This window comes from Myxococcus xanthus, from assembly GCF_006402735.1.
Lineage (GTDB): Bacteria > Myxococcota > Myxococcia > Myxococcales > Myxococcaceae > Myxococcus > Myxococcus xanthus_A.
Genome location: NZ_CP017174.1, coordinates 5981617 through 5999766 on the forward strand (window position 1 = coordinate 5981617; position 18150 = coordinate 5999766).

13 protein-coding genes are annotated in these 18150 nt (G+C 69.0%); all 13 read left to right on the forward strand.

Annotated elements, in window-relative coordinates; genetic code table 11:
- Positions 1-15: 15 nt before the first annotated feature.
- The 13 genes from tssJ to tssH all read left to right on the forward strand — a co-directional run bounded on the left by tssJ (position 16) and on the right by tssH (position 18148).
- The gene (gene tssJ / locus BHS09_RS24295; protein ID WP_140799204.1) at positions 16-633 is read left to right on the forward strand and encodes a type VI secretion system lipoprotein TssJ; all 618 of its coding nucleotides are present in this window, start codon (positions 16-18) and stop codon (positions 631-633) included.
- On the forward strand, positions 630-1997 hold the full coding sequence (tssK, locus tag BHS09_RS24300) for a type VI secretion system baseplate subunit TssK (protein ID WP_140799206.1): 1368 nt from the start codon (positions 630-632) through the stop codon (positions 1995-1997). The genes tssJ and tssK overlap by 4 nt, the downstream gene beginning before the upstream one ends.
- A gap of 15 nt (positions 1998-2012) precedes the next feature.
- The gene (locus BHS09_RS24305) at positions 2013-2729 is read left to right on the forward strand and encodes a DotU family type IV/VI secretion system protein (RefSeq protein ID WP_090493012.1); all 717 of its coding nucleotides are present in this window, start codon (positions 2013-2015) and stop codon (positions 2727-2729) included.
- Positions 2729-6421: a type VI secretion system membrane subunit TssM gene (tssM, locus tag BHS09_RS24310; protein WP_237079797.1), complete on the forward strand. Its 3693-nt coding sequence runs from the start codon at positions 2729-2731 to the stop codon at positions 6419-6421. Before BHS09_RS24305 ends, tssM begins: the two co-directional genes overlap by 1 nt.
- Before the next feature lies 1 nt (position 6422).
- A complete protein-coding gene (tagF, locus tag BHS09_RS24315; protein ID WP_140799210.1) occupies positions 6423-7355 on the forward strand; it encodes a type VI secretion system-associated protein TagF in 933 nt (310 codons plus the stop codon).
- Between the two features lie 15 nt (positions 7356-7370).
- On the forward strand, positions 7371-9434 hold the full coding sequence (tssA, locus tag BHS09_RS24320) for a type VI secretion system protein TssA (RefSeq protein WP_140799212.1): 2064 nt from the start codon (positions 7371-7373) through the stop codon (positions 9432-9434).
- A gap of 82 nt (positions 9435-9516) precedes the next feature.
- Positions 9517-10011, forward strand: coding sequence for a type VI secretion system contractile sheath small subunit (gene tssB, locus BHS09_RS24325; RefSeq protein WP_011554793.1), 495 nt, complete (start codon positions 9517-9519; stop codon positions 10009-10011).
- A 25-nt stretch (positions 10012-10036) separates the two neighbouring features.
- Entirely contained in the window at positions 10037-11521 is a 1485-nt protein-coding gene (gene tssC / locus BHS09_RS24330; protein WP_140793670.1) for a type VI secretion system contractile sheath large subunit, read from the forward strand.
- A gap of 119 nt (positions 11522-11640) precedes the next feature.
- Positions 11641-12132, forward strand: coding sequence for a type VI secretion system tube protein TssD (gene tssD / locus BHS09_RS24335; RefSeq protein WP_140793671.1), 492 nt, complete (start codon positions 11641-11643; stop codon positions 12130-12132).
- Positions 12133-12215: 83 nt separating this feature from the next.
- On the forward strand, positions 12216-12611 hold the full coding sequence (gene tssE / locus BHS09_RS24340; RefSeq protein ID WP_011554796.1) for a type VI secretion system baseplate subunit TssE: 396 nt from the start codon (positions 12216-12218) through the stop codon (positions 12609-12611).
- Between the two features lie 37 nt (positions 12612-12648).
- Positions 12649-14400 (forward strand): type VI secretion system baseplate subunit TssF, encoded by a 1752-nt coding sequence (gene tssF, locus BHS09_RS24345; protein ID WP_140793672.1) that lies wholly within the window; start codon positions 12649-12651, stop codon positions 14398-14400.
- On the forward strand, positions 14364-15407 hold the full coding sequence (gene tssG / locus BHS09_RS24350; RefSeq protein WP_174258882.1) for a type VI secretion system baseplate subunit TssG: 1044 nt from the start codon (positions 14364-14366) through the stop codon (positions 15405-15407). The genes tssF and tssG overlap by 37 nt, the downstream gene beginning before the upstream one ends.
- Before the next feature lie 83 nt (positions 15408-15490).
- Complete coding sequence (gene tssH, locus BHS09_RS24355; protein WP_140793674.1) at positions 15491-18148, forward strand: type VI secretion system ATPase TssH; 2658 nt, start codon at positions 15491-15493, stop codon at positions 18146-18148.
- Positions 18149-18150: the final 2 nt, after the last annotated feature.

Consider the following 18150-nt stretch of genomic DNA (forward strand, 5'->3'; position numbering starts at 1 on the left):
ACAGGCGCCGGTCGGGTGAAGCGTGCCGGCCGGAACCTTCGGTGGGGTGTGGTCATCGCGCTCGCGGCCGCCTTGAGCGGGAGCGCGGGCTGCGTAAAGCGTGTGCCCCAGGCGTGTGAGACGCCGCCGCCGTTCCAGGTGGTGGTGGATGCGTCGGAGCAGCTCAATCCTGACGCGCGCGGGCGCTCGCTGCCCACCGTGGTGCAGATTGTCCAGCTCAAGGACAGCGTCCGGCTGGAGCGCGCGGGCTTCAAGGACATGTGGGGCAAGCCGGAGGAGTTCCTCAAGGAGGACCTGCTCCAGGTGGCCGAGCTGGTGATTCCGCCCGGCCGCCAGGTGAAGCGCTGGGTGCAGCGTGATCCGAAGGCCCGCTTCGTCCTGGCCATGGGGCACTTCCGGCAGCCACTGGGCTATTCGTGGCGGACGGTGGCGGCGCTCCCCGTGGTGGAGGAAGCGCGCTGCGTGGAGCGCCCCGCGGGTGACCAGGGCGACCCGAAGCCGGGAGACGAGGTCTTCCGCTACCGGCTGCAAGGCTATCAGATTGACCTGATGTTCCGGCCCATGACGCAGGCGCCGGAGCCTCGACTCCAACCCCAAGCAGGCGACGGCGTGTCGCCGCGGAGAGGTGTATGAAGTCCGTGCAGCGAGTCGTGTGGTCGGAGGGCATGTTCATGAGCCCCCACCACCTCCAGCAGCAGGACCTCTACCACGAGCAACTGCTGGATCAGCGGCTGGCCTCGCTCGAACCGTATCCCTGGGGCGTCGTGGCCCTGGAGTTCGACATGGAGGCGCTGCGCGCCGGCCAGGTGCAGCTGACCCACTTCACCGGCATCCTCCCCGACGGGCTGCCGGTCTCCTTCGAGTCCGGAGACGCGGAGGCGCCGCCCGCGAGGCCCGCGGATGGCTACTTCCCGCCCGCCCAGCGCACCCTGGACGTGTACCTGGGCGTGCCGCGCGAGCGCAGCGGCGTGGAGAGCTTTGGCAGCGGGGAGCGGCTGGGCAGCAGCCCGCGCTACACGCCCGCTTCCCGCCCCGTCAGTGATTTGACGGCCTCCACCTCCATCTCGCAGGTGGCCTTCGGTCAGCGCAACGTGAGGCTGCTGTTCGGCACCGAGCCGCGCGACGACTTCGAGTCCATCAAGCTGTGCGAGCTGTCCCGCGACCGCTCCGGCAACCTGACGCTGGTGGAGTCCTTCATCCCGCCGTGCCTGCGCATCGACGCGTCCCCGTTCATCATGAACGAGCTGCGGACGATGTTGCGGCTGCTGGTGTCCAAGCAGCGGCAGCTGTCCTCGCGGCGGCGGCACCGGGACGCCTCGGCGCTGGAGTTCACCGCGGGCGACGTGACGCTCTTCCTGGAGCTCAACGCGCTCAACGGCACCATCCCCTTCCTCCAGCACGCGCTGGACGCGGGCAACCTGCGGCCCAGGGACTTGTACCTGGCGCTGGCGCAGTGCGCGGGGCAATTGTGCACCTTCTCCGTCAGCGCGGACCCGTCCACGCTGCCCACCTTCCAGTTCACCAACCTGCGCGCCACCTTCGAGGAGCTGTTCCGCCGCCTCTCCGAGCTGATGCGCTCGGTGGCGCTTGAGCAGTGCCTGTCGGTGGACCTGACGGCGGGCGCAGACGGCATGTTCCGCGGCCGGCTGGAGGACGACCGGCTGGAGCGCTGCGGCCACTTCATCCTCGCGGTGCGCAGCGAGCTGCCAGAGCGGGTGGTGGCCGAGCAGCTTCCCAAGCTGTCGAAGGTGGCCGCCTGGGAGGACATCCGCGCGCTGGTGCAGGCCGCCGCGCCCGGCGTGCCGCTGGCGGTGACGTACCGGCCGCCGCCCGAAGTTCCCGTGCAGCCGGGCACCGTCTACTTCAGCCTCTCCATGAATGACGGCTACTGGAGGAACGTGATGCGGGACCGCAACCTCGCCATCTACCTCCCGCAGCCGTTCGACGCGAGCCGAACGACCGTGGAACTGCTCGCGGTTCCCACCGCCAATCGCTGACGCCCCGAGCCGCCCATGGACCGAGTCACCGAAGCCACGAAGGATTGTTTCGACGCCGCCATCCAGCTGCGCGGCTCCGAAGCCTCGGCGGTGCCCCCGCCCGAGACGCTGCACCACCGCCTGCGCGGCGTGGTGGACGAGACGCTGCGCCGCGCCGCCGTGCTGGGCTTCAGCCATCAGGATGCCCAGGACATGGCCTACGCGCTGGTGGCGCTCATCGACGAGGTCGTCCTGGGCCGCCCGGAGGAGTACCGACAGCTCTGGATGCCCCTCCAGCTCCACTACTTCAACGAGAACGTCGCCGGTGACGGCTTCTTCGCGCGCCTCAACACCGTGCGAAAGGACCCGCACCGGCATGAGGTGCTGCAGGTCTACTACCTGTGCATGCTCTTCGGCTTCCAGGGCCGCTACCGCATCCGCGGCGGCGAGCTGGAGCTGATGACGCTCATCGACACGGTGCAGAAGGACCTGGAGCGCGCACGGCCCTTCGACTTCGACGTGCTGTCGCCGCACGGGGACCGGCCCACCGAATCGCTGCTCTCCAAGCGCAAGAAGGCGTCGATGGTGGGCATCTCCGCCGGGGCCCTCGCGGTGGCCGTCCTGTTCTACGGCGTGCTGCAGTTCTTCCTCAACGACAAGGTCGGTGAGCTGAGAAGCCGCATCGAGGTCCACGCGGCCCGCAACACGGCGACGAGCGCCAGCCAGACCCAGGCAGCGGGGGGGGCGCAGTGATGGCGTACCTGCTACCGCTGTTGGGCATCGGCGCGCCGATGTTCGCCCTGATGACCTACCTGGGCTTCTCCATGCAGCAGGCGGCCATCATCGCCGCGCTCGCGGGCATGCTGGCCGCCGGCGTGGTGTGGCTGGTCAAGCGCATCCGCGCGCGCGCCGCGGCCAAGAAGCTGGAGGGCGCGCTGGCGGCGCAGGCGGATGAGCAGGCCACCACCGTGCGGCCGGACCTGCAGCCCGAAATCAAGGCCATGCAGTCGGAGTTCACCAAGGCGGTGGAGGCGCTCAAGGCCTCCAAGCTGGCGCGCGGTGGCAAGGACGCGCTGGCGGTGCTGCCCTGGTACCTCATCGTCGGTCCTCCGGGCGCCGGCAAGAGCACCGCGCTCCGCAACTCCGGGCTGAAGTTCCCCTACCTCTCCGCGCGCGGCGGCGTGCGCGGCGTGGGCGGCACGCGCAACTGCGACTGGTGGCTGACCAACGAGGCCGTGCTGCTGGACACGGCCGGCCGCTACACCAGCACCGAGGAGGACCGGCCGGAGTGGCTGGCCTTCCTGGACACGGTGGCGAAGCACCGCCCCAGCCGTCCCATCAACGGCCTCATCGTGGCCATCAGCGTCAGCGAGCTGCTGAACGCGGACCCGCAGGCCGTGGGGGAGATGGGGCAGACAATCCGCGAGCGCCTGGATGAAATCACGACCCGGCTGAAGATGCTGGTGCCGGTGTACGTGATGATCACCAAGTGCGACCTGCTGCCCGGCTTCGTGGAGATGTTCTCCGACCTGTCGCGCGTGGAGCGCGGGCAGATCTGGGGCTTCACTGTGCCGCTGGAGCAGCAGCGCGAGGCGAGCACGGACCTGTTCCGCGAGCGCTTCGACCAGATGCTCTCCGTGCTGGAGCAGCGCTCGCTGCGCCGGCTGGGCCAGGAGCGCCGGCTGGAGACGCGCGAGAAGATCTACGGCTTCCCGCAGAAGTTCGACGCGCTCCGGAAGAACCTGGCGGAGTTCCTCCAGCCGCTCTTCCTGGAGAACGTGTTCCAGGACACGCCCGTCTTCCGCGGCCTGTACTTCAACAGTGGCACGCAGGAGCTGCGCCCGGTGGACAAGGTGTCCCCGTCCGCGGCGGAGATCTTCGGCAGCACCAACGGCCGGGCGCAGACGGATGGCGCCACGGACGGCCGCAGCTACTTCCTCTGGGACGTCTTCACCAAGGTGATGTTCCAGGACCAGCAGGTGGCGGTGCGCAGCTCGCTGGAGGAAGCGCGGGTGCGCCGCCAGCGGATGATTCTGGCCAGCGCGGCCTCCGCCGCCACGGTGCTGCTGCTGTCGCTGCCCACGGTGTCCTTCTTCAAGAACCGCAACATGGCGGAGGCCGTCACCGAGGCCATCACCAGTGTGAATCTGGACCCACGTGACGACATCCGGCGCGTCGAGGACCTGATTCCGCTGCGAAACCGGCTCCAGGAGCTGACGGAGTACGAGGAAAGCAGCGCGCCCGTGTTCATGCGCTTTGGCCTCTACCAGGGCCAGAAGCTGCTGCCGCAGGCGCGCCAGTTCTACAACGCGGCGCTGCGCCGGGTGCTGCTCGGCAAGCAGTTCGAGCTCATCCAGCAGCGCCTGGACAGCTTCGGGAAGAACCCGGACCTGCTGACGGTGCGCAGCGACGAGGACTACAGCAAGCACTTCGACGCGTACCGCCAGTACTTCGACGACTTGAAGATGTACCTGCTGGTGACGACGCCCCGCGACCCGCGCGAGCCGGAGCTGGACGAGCTGCAGCGCAAGTGGCTCCAGGACGAAATCGTCAAGCACTGGAAGCGCGTGCGGGGCGACGCGGTGGACGAGCGGGCCGTGGCGAACCACGCGGAGACGTTCCTGCTGATGCTCGCCAATGAGCAGATGCTCCCCGAGGAGCAGAAGCCGGCGCGCGAGCAGCGCATCGCCTTCGGCCGCGTCACCGGCGTAGTGCAGTCGGCGCGCCGCTCGCTCAACAACGTGCCCCTGGTGCGACTGGAGCTGGCGCAGCTGGTGGCCAACATGAGCGGCGCGTACCCGGACGTGACGCTGGAGCAGCTCGTGGGCTCGGTGCCGCAGATGAACGCCACCTCGCGCGTGCGAGGCGCCTTCACGCGCAAGGCCTACGACGACGTCATCCGCGAGCGGCTGGACCTGGCCTTCCAGGACCAGCAGTCGTGGGTGCTGGACCGCGATGAGAAGGTGGACACGGTGAGCTCGCGGCGCGAGCTGCGCACCCGCTACTTCGAGGCCTACACCCAGGAGTGGAAGGACTTCCTCGGCTCCATCCGCGTGCAGGCGCCGGAGAACCTGACGCAGATGGAGAGCCTGCTGACGAACCTGACGCGCGGCAAGCCCAAGCCCTATGGGCGGCTGTTCCGCGCGCTCACGTACAACGTGGTGCTCGACAAGCGCGACACCAAGGCGGCGGAGGCCGACACGGGCTTCCTGGCCAAGGCGGGGAAGCTGTTCGGCTCGGAGTCTGGGAAGGACGTGCCGAAGAAGCGCGAGCTGCTGAACGCCAACTCACCTTCCGGCGCCCAGGAAGTCACGGCCCGCGACCTGGAGCGCGAGTTCGCCTCGCTCATCCGCTTCGCCACGGAGGCCTCCAAGACGGAGGACGGCGAGGAGTCCCTGACGGCGCTGGATTCGTACGAGGACCAGCTGGCCACCGTCCAGACGACGCTGCTGGCGGTGAAGGACAAGCCGGCCGAGTCCGGCCTGCTGCTGGACAAGATTGAGTCCACCCGCAACAACGTGGAGATGATGGTCCGCAAGCAGACGGACAACGTCGCAATCTTCGAGCGGCTGCTGCTGCCGCCCTTCCAGGAGATGCGCTCGGTGGTGTTCGTAGGCGTGGCCTGCAACAAGAGCAAGCTGTGGCAGGACCAGGTGGTGATGGCCTGGGGCAGCGCCTTCAAGGGGAAGTACCCGTTCGACCGCGCGTCGCAGGCGGACGCGCCGCTGCCCGAGGTCGCGGAGTTCCTGCGTCCCGAAGGCGGACTGGTGCGCAAGTTCGTCAAGGAGCAGCTCCTGGAGGACGTGGTGGCCACCGGACGCCGGTGGGAGTTCACCTCGTCAGGCGGGGTCATGTACCGGCCTGACCTGCTCGGCTTCCTGGAGAAGACGGGCGCGCTCTCCACCACGCTCTTCCCTGGCGGCGACACGGTGGACCCGCTGGTCCGCTTCCAGGTGCGCCTGCGCCCGGGCGTCTCCGCGGACGGCATGGCGTCGCAGATTTCATCCATCACCCTGACACTCGACGGTACGGACGAGACGTACCGCAACGGCCCGGACACGGTGTGGAAGCCGATGATCTGGCCCGGTCAGGCCGGCAAGCTCGGCGCCCGCATCACCGTGCAGAGCGCGGATGGCTCCACGGAGACGACGCTGGAGGCCGAGGGTGACTGGGGCCTGTTCCGCCTGCTGGAGCGCGTCAAGCGCATCGAGCCCAGCGCGGACGGCCGCTACTTCACCGCGACGTGGGAAATCGAGGAGATGAACGGCGCGCTGGTCTCCATCGACTTCCGTCCGGAGCGCACCGCCAACCCGTTCTTCGGGATGTCGGGCAACACGTCCAAGCTGCTGGCCATCTTCCGGGACCCGGGGCTGCAGCCACCGACGAGCATCGCGCGCAAGGGCGAGTGCGCGCCGCAGGCCATCGCGGCGGATGGAGTTCACTGACATGGCAGTGCAGTCGCCGCGCATCGGCCTGCTGGGCAAGACGCCCCGACAGGCCGAGTTCATCCGCCACAACGCGGCCACCCCGCTGGCCCTCCAGCTCTACGGCTGGATGGAAGCGGGCGTGGAGCGTTCGCGAAGAGCCCGGGTGGACCTGCCCGCCGAGCCCGTCTGTTTCGTCTTCACCGCGCCCGGCCAGAAGCAGGCGCTGGTGGGGCTGATGGCGCCCAGCCAGGACAGCGTGGGCCGGACATTCCCCCTGGCTGTCTTCACCGAGGTGTCCTCGGCGGAGACGGCCTCGCGGCTCGCGTTGACACCAGAGGCGTACCAGCCCTTCCTGCGCGCCGCCGGTGCGCTGGCCCAGTCCGCCGCGGAGCTGGAGGTGCCACAGCTGCTGGAGCGCGTGGCGGCGCTGCCCCTGCCGGGGCCGGGGGACTACAGCCTCGCGAAGCGGCTGCTCAACGCCGTGCTGGCGGACCACCACACCGTGGACCTGCTGGGCCCGGTGGTGGAGGGCACGCCGGAAGGTGGGCGTTACTACGCGCTGCACACCTTCCTCACCGCGTGCGCGGGCGAGCGCGGAAGGGAGCAGTCACCGGCTGGCGTCACCCTGGACTGTCCGCTGTCCACGCGCGTGGGGCCAGTGGCCTGGCTGGAGCTGTCCTCGCGGCTGCTCAAGTGGACGCACCAGCCGCCGGCCTTCTTCTGGTCCGAGGGCGAGAAGCCCCGGCTGCTCATCAGCCTGGGAGCGGCCTCCCCTGCGCTCTTCCTCGCGCTGGCCCAGCCCAGCCGTCCGGGCGCCCAGGTGTGGCCGCTGCGCACCGAGCGCCCCGCCGCCATCGACAACGCGCGCAAGGGCCTCACGGCCTCGGCGCGACAGGTCATCGACGCGCCATCCACCACCCTGGAACAGCTGTTGCAGACGCTTTCACGCTGAAGCCCCGCCACGCCTATGCCTCCCACCCTGGAACAGCTTCGCGAGCGTGCCCTCCCCTGGGCCGAGCCCGTGCCGGGGGCGACCCCGGCCGGCGTGCAGGCGAAGCACGAGCCCGCCTACGAGGCCGTCGCGCTGGAAGTCGCGAAGTTGGAGTCCCCGGCCAGCAACGCCGTGCGCTGGGATGACGTCGTCGAGGGCGCCAGCGAGCTGCTGAAGCACACCACCAAGGACCTCTGGCTCGCCTCGTACATGGCCTACGGCCTGTATGCCACGCGCGGCCTGGACGGCGCGGCCACCGGCACGGCCGTGCTCGCCGAGGTGACGGAGCGCTACTGGCAGGACCTCTTCCCGGAGGCGAAGCGGCTGCGCGGCCGGGCCAACGCCGTGGCCTGGTTCGTGGACCGGCTGGGCCGCATCCTGCCCACCGTGGACCAGGCCTCCGTGAGCGCGGAGCCCCTGGATGCGCTGGCGGTCGCGGTGAAGCGCCTGGCCCAGCTCTCACGCGAGCGGTTCTCCGACATGGCCCCCGCGTTCGGGCCGCTCCAGGACGCCATCGCCCGGCTCCGCGCCGGACTCCCCGAGCCTGAACCCGTGAGCGTCCCGGATGGACGCACCGCGTCCTCGGGGGACGCAGACGCCTCGCAGCCCCCGGTGGATGGGAATGCGTCGTCCCAGGAGGAGGACTCCGCGTCCGGCGAGGCCGGAGAGACCGGTGTGCGCGCGGCGGACTCCGCGCATGCCACGCGGCATGGAGCGCCTCCGGACAGCGCTGACACGTCCCCCCATGGCAATGACAACCGTTCCGCGCGGGACGCGGCCAACGGCAAGCCCTCCCAAGGCAATGCCAGCGCCACCGCCAACGGCAAACCTGCTCAAGCCAATGGTGCTGGAAACAGCGCCGCCGTGGGCAAAGGCAACACCACCCAGGGCAATCCCACAGCGAAGAGCGCCCCCGCGGCAAAAGGCAACACCGCGCAGGACACCGCCCCAGGCAAAGGCAGTGCAGCCAACCCAAGCAGCGCCTCCGCGAACGGCACACAAGCCCCGCCGCGCGCCGCCGCCATCGAAGTCCCTCCCCTCCCCGAGCTTCCCTCCGCCCCGGACCTGTCCAGCGTGGACGCGGTCACGGACTTCCTGCGCACCGTGGGCGGCGCGCTGCTGGGCGCCGCGGGCGCGCTGCGCCGGGCAAGCCCCGAGGACCCGCTCTCCTACCGCCTCAACCGCATGGGCCTGTGGCTGCACCTGACCCAGCCGCCCGCCGCGGATGGAAATGGCCGCACGCAGATTCACCCACTGCCGGACCTGCTGCGCACCAAGCTGGAGACCCTGGAGCAGAACCAGCGCTGGGGCGACCTGCTGGACGAGTCCGAGTCAGCCCTGGCTCGCCACCGATTCACCCTGACGCTCCACCGTTACAGCGCCATCGCCCTGGAGGGACTGGGTGCCGCGTACGCCGGGGCTCGTACCGCGCTGGTGCAGGAACTGGCCATCCAGCTCCGCCGGATGGCTGGCGTGGAGACGCTCATCTCCACCCTGGGCACCCCGCTCACGGACGATGCCACCCAAGACTGGCTGCGCGACCACGTCCTCCGCGCGAGCGCGCCCCCTCCCGCCCCGTCCGCCGCCGCGGTGTCGGTGTCCACGGCCCTGGCCCTGGCCCTGCGGCCCCTGGCACTGGGCCCGCCTGTCCATGCCGACAGCGCGGCGCTGGAAGCCGAAGCCCGCACGTTGCTGGAGGAAGGCCGCGTTCACGAAGCTGTCACCCGGTTGCAGGCCGCCGTCACCGCCGCCAGCACCGGCCGCGCCCGCTTCATCTCCCGGCTGGAGCTGGCGCGGCTGTGTGCCAATGCGGGCCAGTTGCCGCTCGCGCGCGCCGTCTATGACGCACTGGACGAAGAGGTCACCGCCCACGCGCTCGACACCTGGGAGCCGGCGCTCGCCGCCGCGTGTCTGGAGGGGTGGCTGCAAACCCGAACCGACGCCGAAAAGGAGTCTGGACCGGTGGCAGTGAAATTTCGAAACCGGTATCGTCGTCTAGCGTTGCTGGACTCTTCCGCCACGCTGCGCGTCGGCGCTTGAAAGACACCCGTCGTACCGCGGCGAAGCGCTCCCTCATGCGACGCCCGCGTCTTCTACGCAGTTCTCAAGGAGAAAGCCGCAGATGAGCAAAGAGAGTTCCGTCGCCCCGACCGAGCGCGTCAACATCGTCTACAAGCCCGCCACCGGCAACGCGCAGGAGCAGGTGGAGCTGCCGCTGAAGGTGCTGATGCTGGGGGACTTCACGGGTCAGGAAGACGCCCGTCCGCTGGAGCAGCGCGCGCCCATCAACGTGGACAAGGCCAACTTCAATGAAGTCATGGCCCAGCAGAACCTCAAGGTCACCCTGACCGCCGCCGACAAGCTTTCGGCGGACCCGAACGCCACGATGAACGTGTCGCTCCAGTTCAAGAATCTGAATGACTTTTCGCCCGAGAGCGTTGTCAATCAGGTGCCGGAGCTGAAGAAGCTGCTTGAGCTGCGCAGCGCGCTCAACGCCCTCAAGGGCCCCCTGGGCAACCTGCCGGCGTTCCGCAAGAAGCTCCAGGCCCTGCTCGCCGACGAGGACGGACGCAAGGCACTCATCAAGGAATTGGGTCTGACCGAAGAGACCAAGTAGCCCTTTCCGGGGGAACCGAATCGCCATGGCCAACGAGACCCAGACCCAGAAGTCCACCGGCGTCGCCAATGACGCCTCGCTGTCCCTGCTCGACGAAATCCTGTCCGAGGCCAAGCTGAAGCCGAAGGACGAGGGTTACGACGTCGCCAAGCGCGGCGTGCAGGCCTTCATCACCGAGATGCTGGCGCCCAACCGCTCCGAGGAGCGCGTGGACAAGGCGCTCGTCGACGCGATGATCGCCGAAATCGACAAGCGCCTGTCCTCCCAGGTCAACGAAATCCTCCACGCGAAGGAGTTCCAGAAGCTGGAGGCCTCGTGGCGCTCGCTGAAGTTCATGGTGGACCGCACCGACTTCCGCGAGAACACCCGCGTGGAGATGCTGAACGCCTCCAAGGAAGACCTGCAGAAGGACTTCGAGGACGCGCCCGAGGTCACCAAGAGCGGCCTGTACAAGCTGGTGTACTCCAACGAGTACGGCGTCTTCGGTGGCAAGCCCTACGGCATCATCTCCGCCAACTACGACTTCAACGTGGGCCCGCAGGACATGGAGCTGCTTCGCAAGTGCGCCTCCGTGGCCGCCATGGCGCACGCGCCCTTCATCGGCAATGCCGCGCCGGAAGTGTTCGGCGAGGAGAGCTTCCTCAAGCTGCCCGACCTGAAGGACCTCAAGTCGCTCTTCGAGGGTCCGCAGTACGCCCGGTGGCACTCGTTCCGTGAGAGCGAGGACGCCCGCTACGTGGGCCTGGCGCTGCCGCGCTTCCTGCTGCGCCTGCCCTACGGTGAGAAGACGGTTCCGGTGAAGGCCTTCAACTTCACCGAGGACGTCGTGGGCCACCACGAGCGCTACCTGTGGGGTCACGCCTCCGTGGCGCTCACCAGCCGCGTGGCGGACTCGTTCGCCAAGTTCCGCTGGAGCCCGAACATCATCGGTCCCCAGTCCGGCGGCGCGGTGGAGAACCTGCCGCTGCACCAGTACGAGGCCATGGGGGAAATCCAGACCAAGATTCCCACCGAGGTCATGCTCACCGAGCGGCGCGAGTTCGAGCTCTCCGAGGAGGGCTTCATCGGCTTGGTGTTCCGCAAGGACTCCGACAACGCGGCCTTCTTCAGCGCCAACTCCACGCAGAAGCCCCGGTTCTTCGGCAACACCCCGGAGGGCAAGGCGGCGGAGACCAACTACCGCCTGGGCACGCAGCTCCCCTACATGTTCATCATGACCCGCCTGGCGCACTACATCAAAGTGCTCCAGCGCGAGCAGATCGGAAGCTGGAAGGAGAAGTCGGACCTGGAGCGCGAGCTCAATCACTGGCTCAGCCAGTACATCTCCGACATGGACGACCCGGCGCCCGCCGTGCGCTCGCGCCGCCCCCTGCGCGCCGCGCGCGTGGTGGTGGAGGACGTGGAGGGTCAGCCGGGCTGGTACCGCTGCAGCCTGCAGGTGCGCCCCCACTTCAAGTACATGGGTGCGTCGTTCACCTTGTCCCTCGTGGGCAAGCTGGACAAGGAGTAGAGCCCGTTTCACCCAGCGTCGGTCATTTCAGCTAGTTTAGGGGCTCCAACAAACCCAGGCTCAGGGTGAGCCTGGGTCCACCAGCGCGCGGACGCGCGCAAAGCGACGAGGTTGAAGTCATGGCTGAATCAGTACACCTGTACCTGAAGGCGAACGGCAGCGACATCAAGGGCGACAGCACGCAGACCAGCCTGGGCCGCGCGGACTCCATCGAGTGCGTCGCGTACAGCCAGAAGGTCTTCACCGCTCGCGAGGCCGGCTCCGGTCTGGCGACGGGCCGCCGCCAGTACGAGGGCATCGAAATCACCAAGCGCATCGACAAGGCGTCGCCGCTGCTGATGAAGGCCCTCTGCGAGAACCAGGTCATCGACGCGACCTTCAAGTTCTTCCGTCCGAACCCGACGGGCGACGGCACCACCGAGCAGTTCTACACGGTGTCCATCAAGAAGGCCCGCATCAACGCCATCCAGCAGACGGTGCCGAACTCCTTCGTGCCGGCGAGCACCAACCTGCCCCCGATGGAGACCCTCCAGCTGGTGTTCCACACCATCAACTGGACCATCACCCAGGGCGGCGTCACGCACGAGGACACCTGGGACACCCAGCGTTGATGTCCGTCCCTCCACCGGCCGTCCGTGCAGTGGGCTACGCGGGCGGCCGGGGGTTGGGGTACTTGCGCTGTTGAAGGAAATCCATGGGCTCCCGAGGCTTGTTGTCGCGCATCGCTGAAGGCAACGGCACGCTCGCCCCGCCTGGCGACGTCGTTGAATCCATCGCCGAGCACCTGCGCAACCTCCTCAACACGCGCAAGGGAGAGTCCGTGGCCTCACCGGGCTACGGCATCCTGGACCTGAACGACATCGTCCATTCCTACCCGTCGGCGATACCGCGGATGACGCAGTCCATCCGGCAGGCCATCCAGGAGTTCGAACCGCGCCTGAAGAGCGTGGTGGTGCACTACAACGCGGACCCGGTGGACCCGACGGCGCTGCGCTTCGACATCACCGCCCAGTTGGCCACGCGGGATCGACGAGGCATGGTGCGTTTCCATACCCAGGTGCACCCGGGCGGACGCGTGGACCTGTGGTGAGCTGGGTGAATCCAGGGGTGCGTGGCGGAGGGCGAGGATGTTCAGCAAGTATTACCTGAGCGAGCTGTCGTACCTGCGGGAGATGGGACGGGCCTTCGGGCTGGCCAACCCCTCTGTCGCGGGCCTGTTGGTGGAGCGCGGCGCGGACCCGGACGTGGAGCGGCTGCTGGAAGGCTTCGCGTTCCTCGCGGCCCGCATCCGCGAGCGCGTGGACGACGACGTGCCGGAGCTGGTGCACGGACTCACCGAGCTGCTGCTGCCGCACTACCTGCGCCCGCTGCCGGCCTCCACCATCGTCGAGTTCACCCCGCACCTGCGTGCGCTGCGCGGCCGCTCACGGCTTGCCGCCGGGGCGGAGGTGGCGTCCCAGCCGATTGACGGCACCAGTTGCGTCTTCCGCACCACCACGGACGTGGACCTGCTGCCGGTGCAGCTCACCGACGCGCTCCTGGACCGGTCGTCCATCACCGCGCCGGTGCTGCGCCTCTATTTCCAGACGACGGAGCAGGGCCGCGCGGAGGTGTTCCGCGAGCAAGGCCTGCGCCTGTTCATCCACGCCGACCTGTCCGCCGCGTCGGTGGTGCTGCTGTGGCTGCTCCGCTACTGCCGCCAGGTGCGCGTGCGCGGCGCGTCTGGACAGGGAGACGGCATCAAGCTTCCGGTGAATGCCATCCAACCGGTGGGCTTCCACCGGGACTTCAAGCTGCTGCCCTGGCCGCGTGCCAGTGAGGGCTACCGGCACCTCCAGGAGTACCTGACGCTGCCGGAGAAGTTCCTGTTCTTCGAGGTGCGCGGGCTGGACGCCGCCGCCGGGCTGAAGGAGGACCGCTTCGAGATTGCCTTCCACCTGGAGCGGCCGCCGCCCCTGGATGCGCGCATCCACCGGGAGATGTTCCGGCTGCATTGCGCCCCCGTGGTGAACCTCTTCAGCGTGCCGGCGGACCCCATCCTCCACCGCACGCTGGACCGGGAGCACCTGCTGCGCGCGTCCGACCTGCCCCCCAACCACGCGGAGGTGTACTCGGTGGACTCGGTGACGGGCCTGAAGGCCGGGCGCAACGAGCGGCGCGTCTACCGGCCCTTCTACGAGTTCACCCACACCGCGGGCGGGGACGCCGAGCAGTCCTTCTATCGGCTGCGCCGGGCGCCTTCGCCGCTGGACGAAGGAATCGACACGTACATCACCCTGGAGACGCCGCGGAACATCGCGCCGGAGGTCAACGCCGAGGAAGCGCTGTCCATGGACCTGACGTGCACCAACCGCTCGCTGCCCTCGCGGCTGCAGGTGGGTGACTTGACGGCGTCCACCTCCGCCAGCCCCACGCAGGCGAAGTTCAAGAACATCTCCCCGGTGAGCCGGCCCGCGCGCGCGCCGCTGGGCACCGAACTGCACTGGCGGCTCCTGTCGCACCTGGCCATCAACCAGCACTCGCTGGCGGACGCGGCCGCGCTGCGGCGGCTGATGGACCTGTACAACTTCCATTCGCTCACCGACAACCTGGCGGCGCGCGCCAGCCGCCTGCGCATCAACGCCATCCGCGCGGTGGAGACGAAGCCGGTGACGCGCTTCCTGGAGGGCGCGCCGCTGCGGGGCCACCGCACCCGGGTGGACCTGGACGAAGAGAACTTCATGGGCGTGGGCGATTCGTTCCTCTTCGGCTCCGTGCTGGAGGAACTGCTCGCCTCCCACGTCACCATCAACTCCTTCAACGAGCTGAGCATCCGGCTTCACCCCTCGCAGACGGAGTTCGCGTGGCTTCCGAGGAACGGCTCCCAGACGCTTTTGTAGAAACGGCCCAGAAGCTGGCCGAGCTGGCGCCCCGGGTGAGCTTCTTCCCCCTGGTGGCGTTCCTGGAGCGGCTGACGTCGCAGGCCACCCGCGTGGGCGGCTCGGGGCCCGTCAACGAGGAGATGATTCGCTTCCGGCACGACCCGTCCCTGGGGTTCCCCTCGGGCGACGTGTCGTCCGTGACGCTGCACCACGTGCCAGTGCGGGCGGAGGACCCGTATTCGAAGCGGCCGCTCTTCGAGGTGGTGACACGCTTCCTGGGCCTGACGGGCTCGGTGAGTCCCCTGCCCCATTACCTGGCCGAGGAAGTGGCGCAGGAGGACCCGGACCACCCGGTACGGCGCGAGTTCCTGGACCTCTTCCACCACCGGCTGCTGTCGCTGCTGTACCGCATCGAGTCGAAGTACCGCGTCACCAGCGAGACAGACACCTCCTTCTCGGACCAGTGGTCCCGGCGTCTGCTGGCGCTGGGCGGGTTCGACACCTACGAGAAGCCCCTGGAGGGCACACTGCCCACCTGGCGTCTGCTGCGGATCGCCCCGCTGCTGGCCAGCCGGGCGAGGACGTCCGAGCAGTTGGAGGTCGCGCTCGAGGACGTGCTGGGCGACGACCTGGAGGGCGCGCGGGTGTCAGTGCGCCAGTTCGTGGGCCGCTGGGTGGACATCGACGCCCGGGCGCGGCTGGGCCACTCCAACCACCAGCTGGGGCGCAACATGCTGCTGGGCGGCAAGGCCTTCGACCGGACGGGGAAGATTCAAATCCACATCCGGCCGCTGCCGCCGCGCGCCTACAAGCGGCTGATGCAGGAAGGGGACCTGCTGCCGCTGGTGCGCGAGGTGGTGGCCCTCTTCGTGAGGGACCCCCTGGAGTACGATTTGGAGCTGGGGCTCACCGAAGGCGTGCAGCACCAGTTCCGGCTCTCCAGCCGGGAGCCGAGTCAGCTCGGGCGGGACACGTGGCTGGGCCTGAGTCAGCAGACGCAGATGAGTGTCCCCGTGGTGAAATGAGTCGTTAGAGCAGGCGGGCGCGAGGCGCGGGGATTTACGTCGCCGGGGCGCGCCCGATATACCGTCCACCACCGCTGTCATTTTTGGGGGCTCCCATTCGCGTCGATCCGAAAGCGCTCGTCCGTCGCCTGACGCCCACCTCTACCCGTCTGCTCGAGGCCGCCGTGGCCCGGGCCAGCGCGGGACGGTTCTATGAAATCGTCCCGGAGCACATGCTGGTGCAGATGCTGGAGCCGGAGGATTCCGACGTCGCGCGCATCCTCCAGCAGTTCGGCGTGGACCGCCGGCACCTGCTGGCCAGCATGGAGCGCGCCCTCCAGGGCCTGCGCGCGGGCAGCTCCGGCCGGCCCGTCTTCTCCGAGACGCTGTTCCAGTGGTTCGAGGAAGCGTGGCTCCTGGCCTCCGTGGAGCAGGGCGCCACGCGGTTGCGCTCGGGCCTGCTGTTCGCCCAGTTCGTCAGCCGGCGCGCGCGCTACACCGCGGAGCTGTTCCCCGAGCTGGACGCCATCAGCCGCGACGAGCTGATGAGCTCGCTGGACGTGGTGCTGCGGCCCTCGCCCGAGAATGTCGAGGTCGCCTCCGCGGATGCCGCCGCCAGTGGCGCATCAGGAGGCGCGGCCGGTGGCGCTGGCGGCCGTGGGGATGAAGCCCTCAAGCGCTTCGCCACGTCCTTCACGGGCCGGGTGCGCGAGGGGAAGATTGACCCCATCTTCGGCCGGCACCGCGAAATCCGGCAGATGGTGGACATCCTCTCCCGCCGCCGGAAGAACAACCCCATCCTGGTGGGCGAGCCCGGCGTGGGCAAGACGGCGCTGGTGGAAGGCCTGGCCTGGGCCATCGTCCGGGGCGAGGTGCCCGACGCGCTGAAGAACGTGGAGCTGCTGGGGCTGGACCTGGGCCTGCTCCAGGCGGGCGCGGGCGTGCGCGGGGAGTTCGAGAACCGCCTCAAGGCCGTCATCTCCGAGGTGAAGGCCTCCCCCACCCCCATCATCCTGTTCATCGACGAGGCGCACACCATCATCGGCGCGGGCGGCTCGCAGGGCGGCACGGACGCGTCCAACCTGCTCAAGCCGGCGCTGGCGCGCGGCGAGCTGCGCACGCTCGCGGCCACCACCTGGGCCGAGTACAAGAAGTACTTCGAGAAGGACGCCGCGCTGGAGCGGCGCTTCCAGCCGGTGAAGGTGGAGGAGCCCAGCGAGGAGGACGCGGAGCTGATGCTGCGCGGCCTGCGCCCCACGTACGAAGCAGCCCACGGCGTCATCATCCGCGACGAAGCCGTCGTCGCCGCGGTGCGCCTGTCCAGCCGGTACATCTCCGGCCGGCAGCTCCCGGACAAGGCGGTGGACCTGCTCGACACGTCCGCGGCCCGCGTGAAGATTGAGCTGTCCACCCGGCCCGAGGAGCTGGTGCAGTTGGACCAGGAGATTTCGGCGCTGGAGCGCGAGCGCGACACGCGCAAGCGCGACCTCGCCGAGGGCACGGGCGGCCCGGACGAACAGACGTCCCTGGAGGCCGCCGAGGCGAAGCTGAGCGCCACGGTGGATGCACGTGCCACGCTGCATGCGCGCTGGGAGACGGAGCGCACGGCCGTCGCGGCGCTGATGGAGGCCCGCAAGGCCCTGCGCGAGGCCGCTCCGGACACGGACTCCGCGCCACTGAAGGCGGCCGTGGACGAAGCGGCGGCGAAGCTGGCGGCCACGCGCGGCGAGGTGCCGCTGGTGCACGCGGACGTGGACGCGGACATCGTCGCGCGGGTGGTGGCGGGCTGGACGGGCGTGCCCGTCGGGAAGATGCGCAGCGACCTGCTGGAGTCGGTGCTCAACCTGGAGGACAAGCTCCGGGGCCGGGTGCGGGGCCAGGAGGCGGCGCTGAAGAAGGTGGCGGAAATCATCCGCATCTCCCAGGCCGGCATCCGCAACCCGGACACGCCCATTGGCGTGATGCTCTTCGTGGGCCCCAGCGGCGTGGGCAAGACGGAGACGGCGCTGGCGCTGGCGGACGCGCTCTACGGCGGCGAGCGCTTCATGACGACGCTCAACATGAGCGAGTTCCAGGAGAAGCACACGGTGAGCCGGCTCATCGGCTCGCCGCCGGGCTACGTGGGCTACGGCGAGGGCGGCCTGCTGACGGAGGCCGTGCGTCAGCGGCCCTACTCCGTCGTGCTGCTGGACGAGTGCGAGAAGGCCGACCTGGAGGTGATGAACCTCTTCTACCAGGTGTTCGACAAGGGCTCGCTGACGGACGGCGAGGGCCGCGCGGTGGACTTCAAGAACACCGTGCTCATCCTCACCAGCAACCTGGCCTCGGACCTGGTGATGCGGATGTTCGAGGACGGCGCGCAGCCCACCTCCGATGAGGTGCTGTCGGTGATTCGCCCCGCGCTCAGCCAGCACTTCAAGCCGGCCCTGCTGGCGCGCATGACCGTCGTCCCCTTCGGCCCGGTGCAGCGCGACGTGATGCGCCAGATTGCCGAGATGAAGCTGGCCAAGCTGGTGAGCCGGCTGCGCACGGCGCACAACGTGGAGACGACGCTGGCGCCAGAGCTGCTGGACGAGCTTGCGCGCCGCTGCACGGAGTCGGAGATGGGGGCGCGCAACATGGAGCAGATTCTCCAGGGCTCGCTGATGCCGGCGCTGTCCCGCGAGCTGCTGCAGCACCTGGTGAGCGGCGCGGTGCCCCCGAAGCTGCATGTGGCCCTGACCGAGGGAGGCGACTGGGACCTCCGGTTCGCCGAGGCCTGAGA

Bases quoted from the DNA above. Each gene is read 5' to 3' on its own strand.
- tssD (WP_140793671.1), top strand. From the start codon at position 11,641: ATGGCTGAATCAGTACACCTGTACCTGAAGGCGAACGGCAGCGACATC.
- tssA (WP_140799212.1), top strand. From the start codon at position 7,371: ATGCCTCCCACCCTGGAACAGCTTCGCGAGCGTGCCCTCCCCTGGGCC.
- tssC (WP_140793670.1), top strand. From the start codon at position 10,037: ATGGCCAACGAGACCCAGACCCAGAAGTCCACCGGCGTCGCCAATGAC.
- tssM (WP_237079797.1), top strand. From the start codon at position 2,729: ATGGCGTACCTGCTACCGCTGTTGGGCATCGGCGCGCCGATGTTCGCC.
- tssF (WP_140793672.1), top strand. From the start codon at position 12,649: ATGTTCAGCAAGTATTACCTGAGCGAGCTGTCGTACCTGCGGGAGATG.
- tssE (WP_011554796.1), top strand. From the start codon at position 12,216: ATGGGCTCCCGAGGCTTGTTGTCGCGCATCGCTGAAGGCAACGGCACG.
- tssB (WP_011554793.1), top strand. From the start codon at position 9,517: ATGAGCAAAGAGAGTTCCGTCGCCCCGACCGAGCGCGTCAACATCGTC.
- BHS09_RS24305 (WP_090493012.1), top strand. From the start codon at position 2,013: ATGGACCGAGTCACCGAAGCCACGAAGGATTGTTTCGACGCCGCCATC.
- tssK (WP_140799206.1), top strand. From the start codon at position 630: ATGAAGTCCGTGCAGCGAGTCGTGTGGTCGGAGGGCATGTTCATGAGC.
- tagF (WP_140799210.1), top strand. From the start codon at position 6,423: ATGGCAGTGCAGTCGCCGCGCATCGGCCTGCTGGGCAAGACGCCCCGA.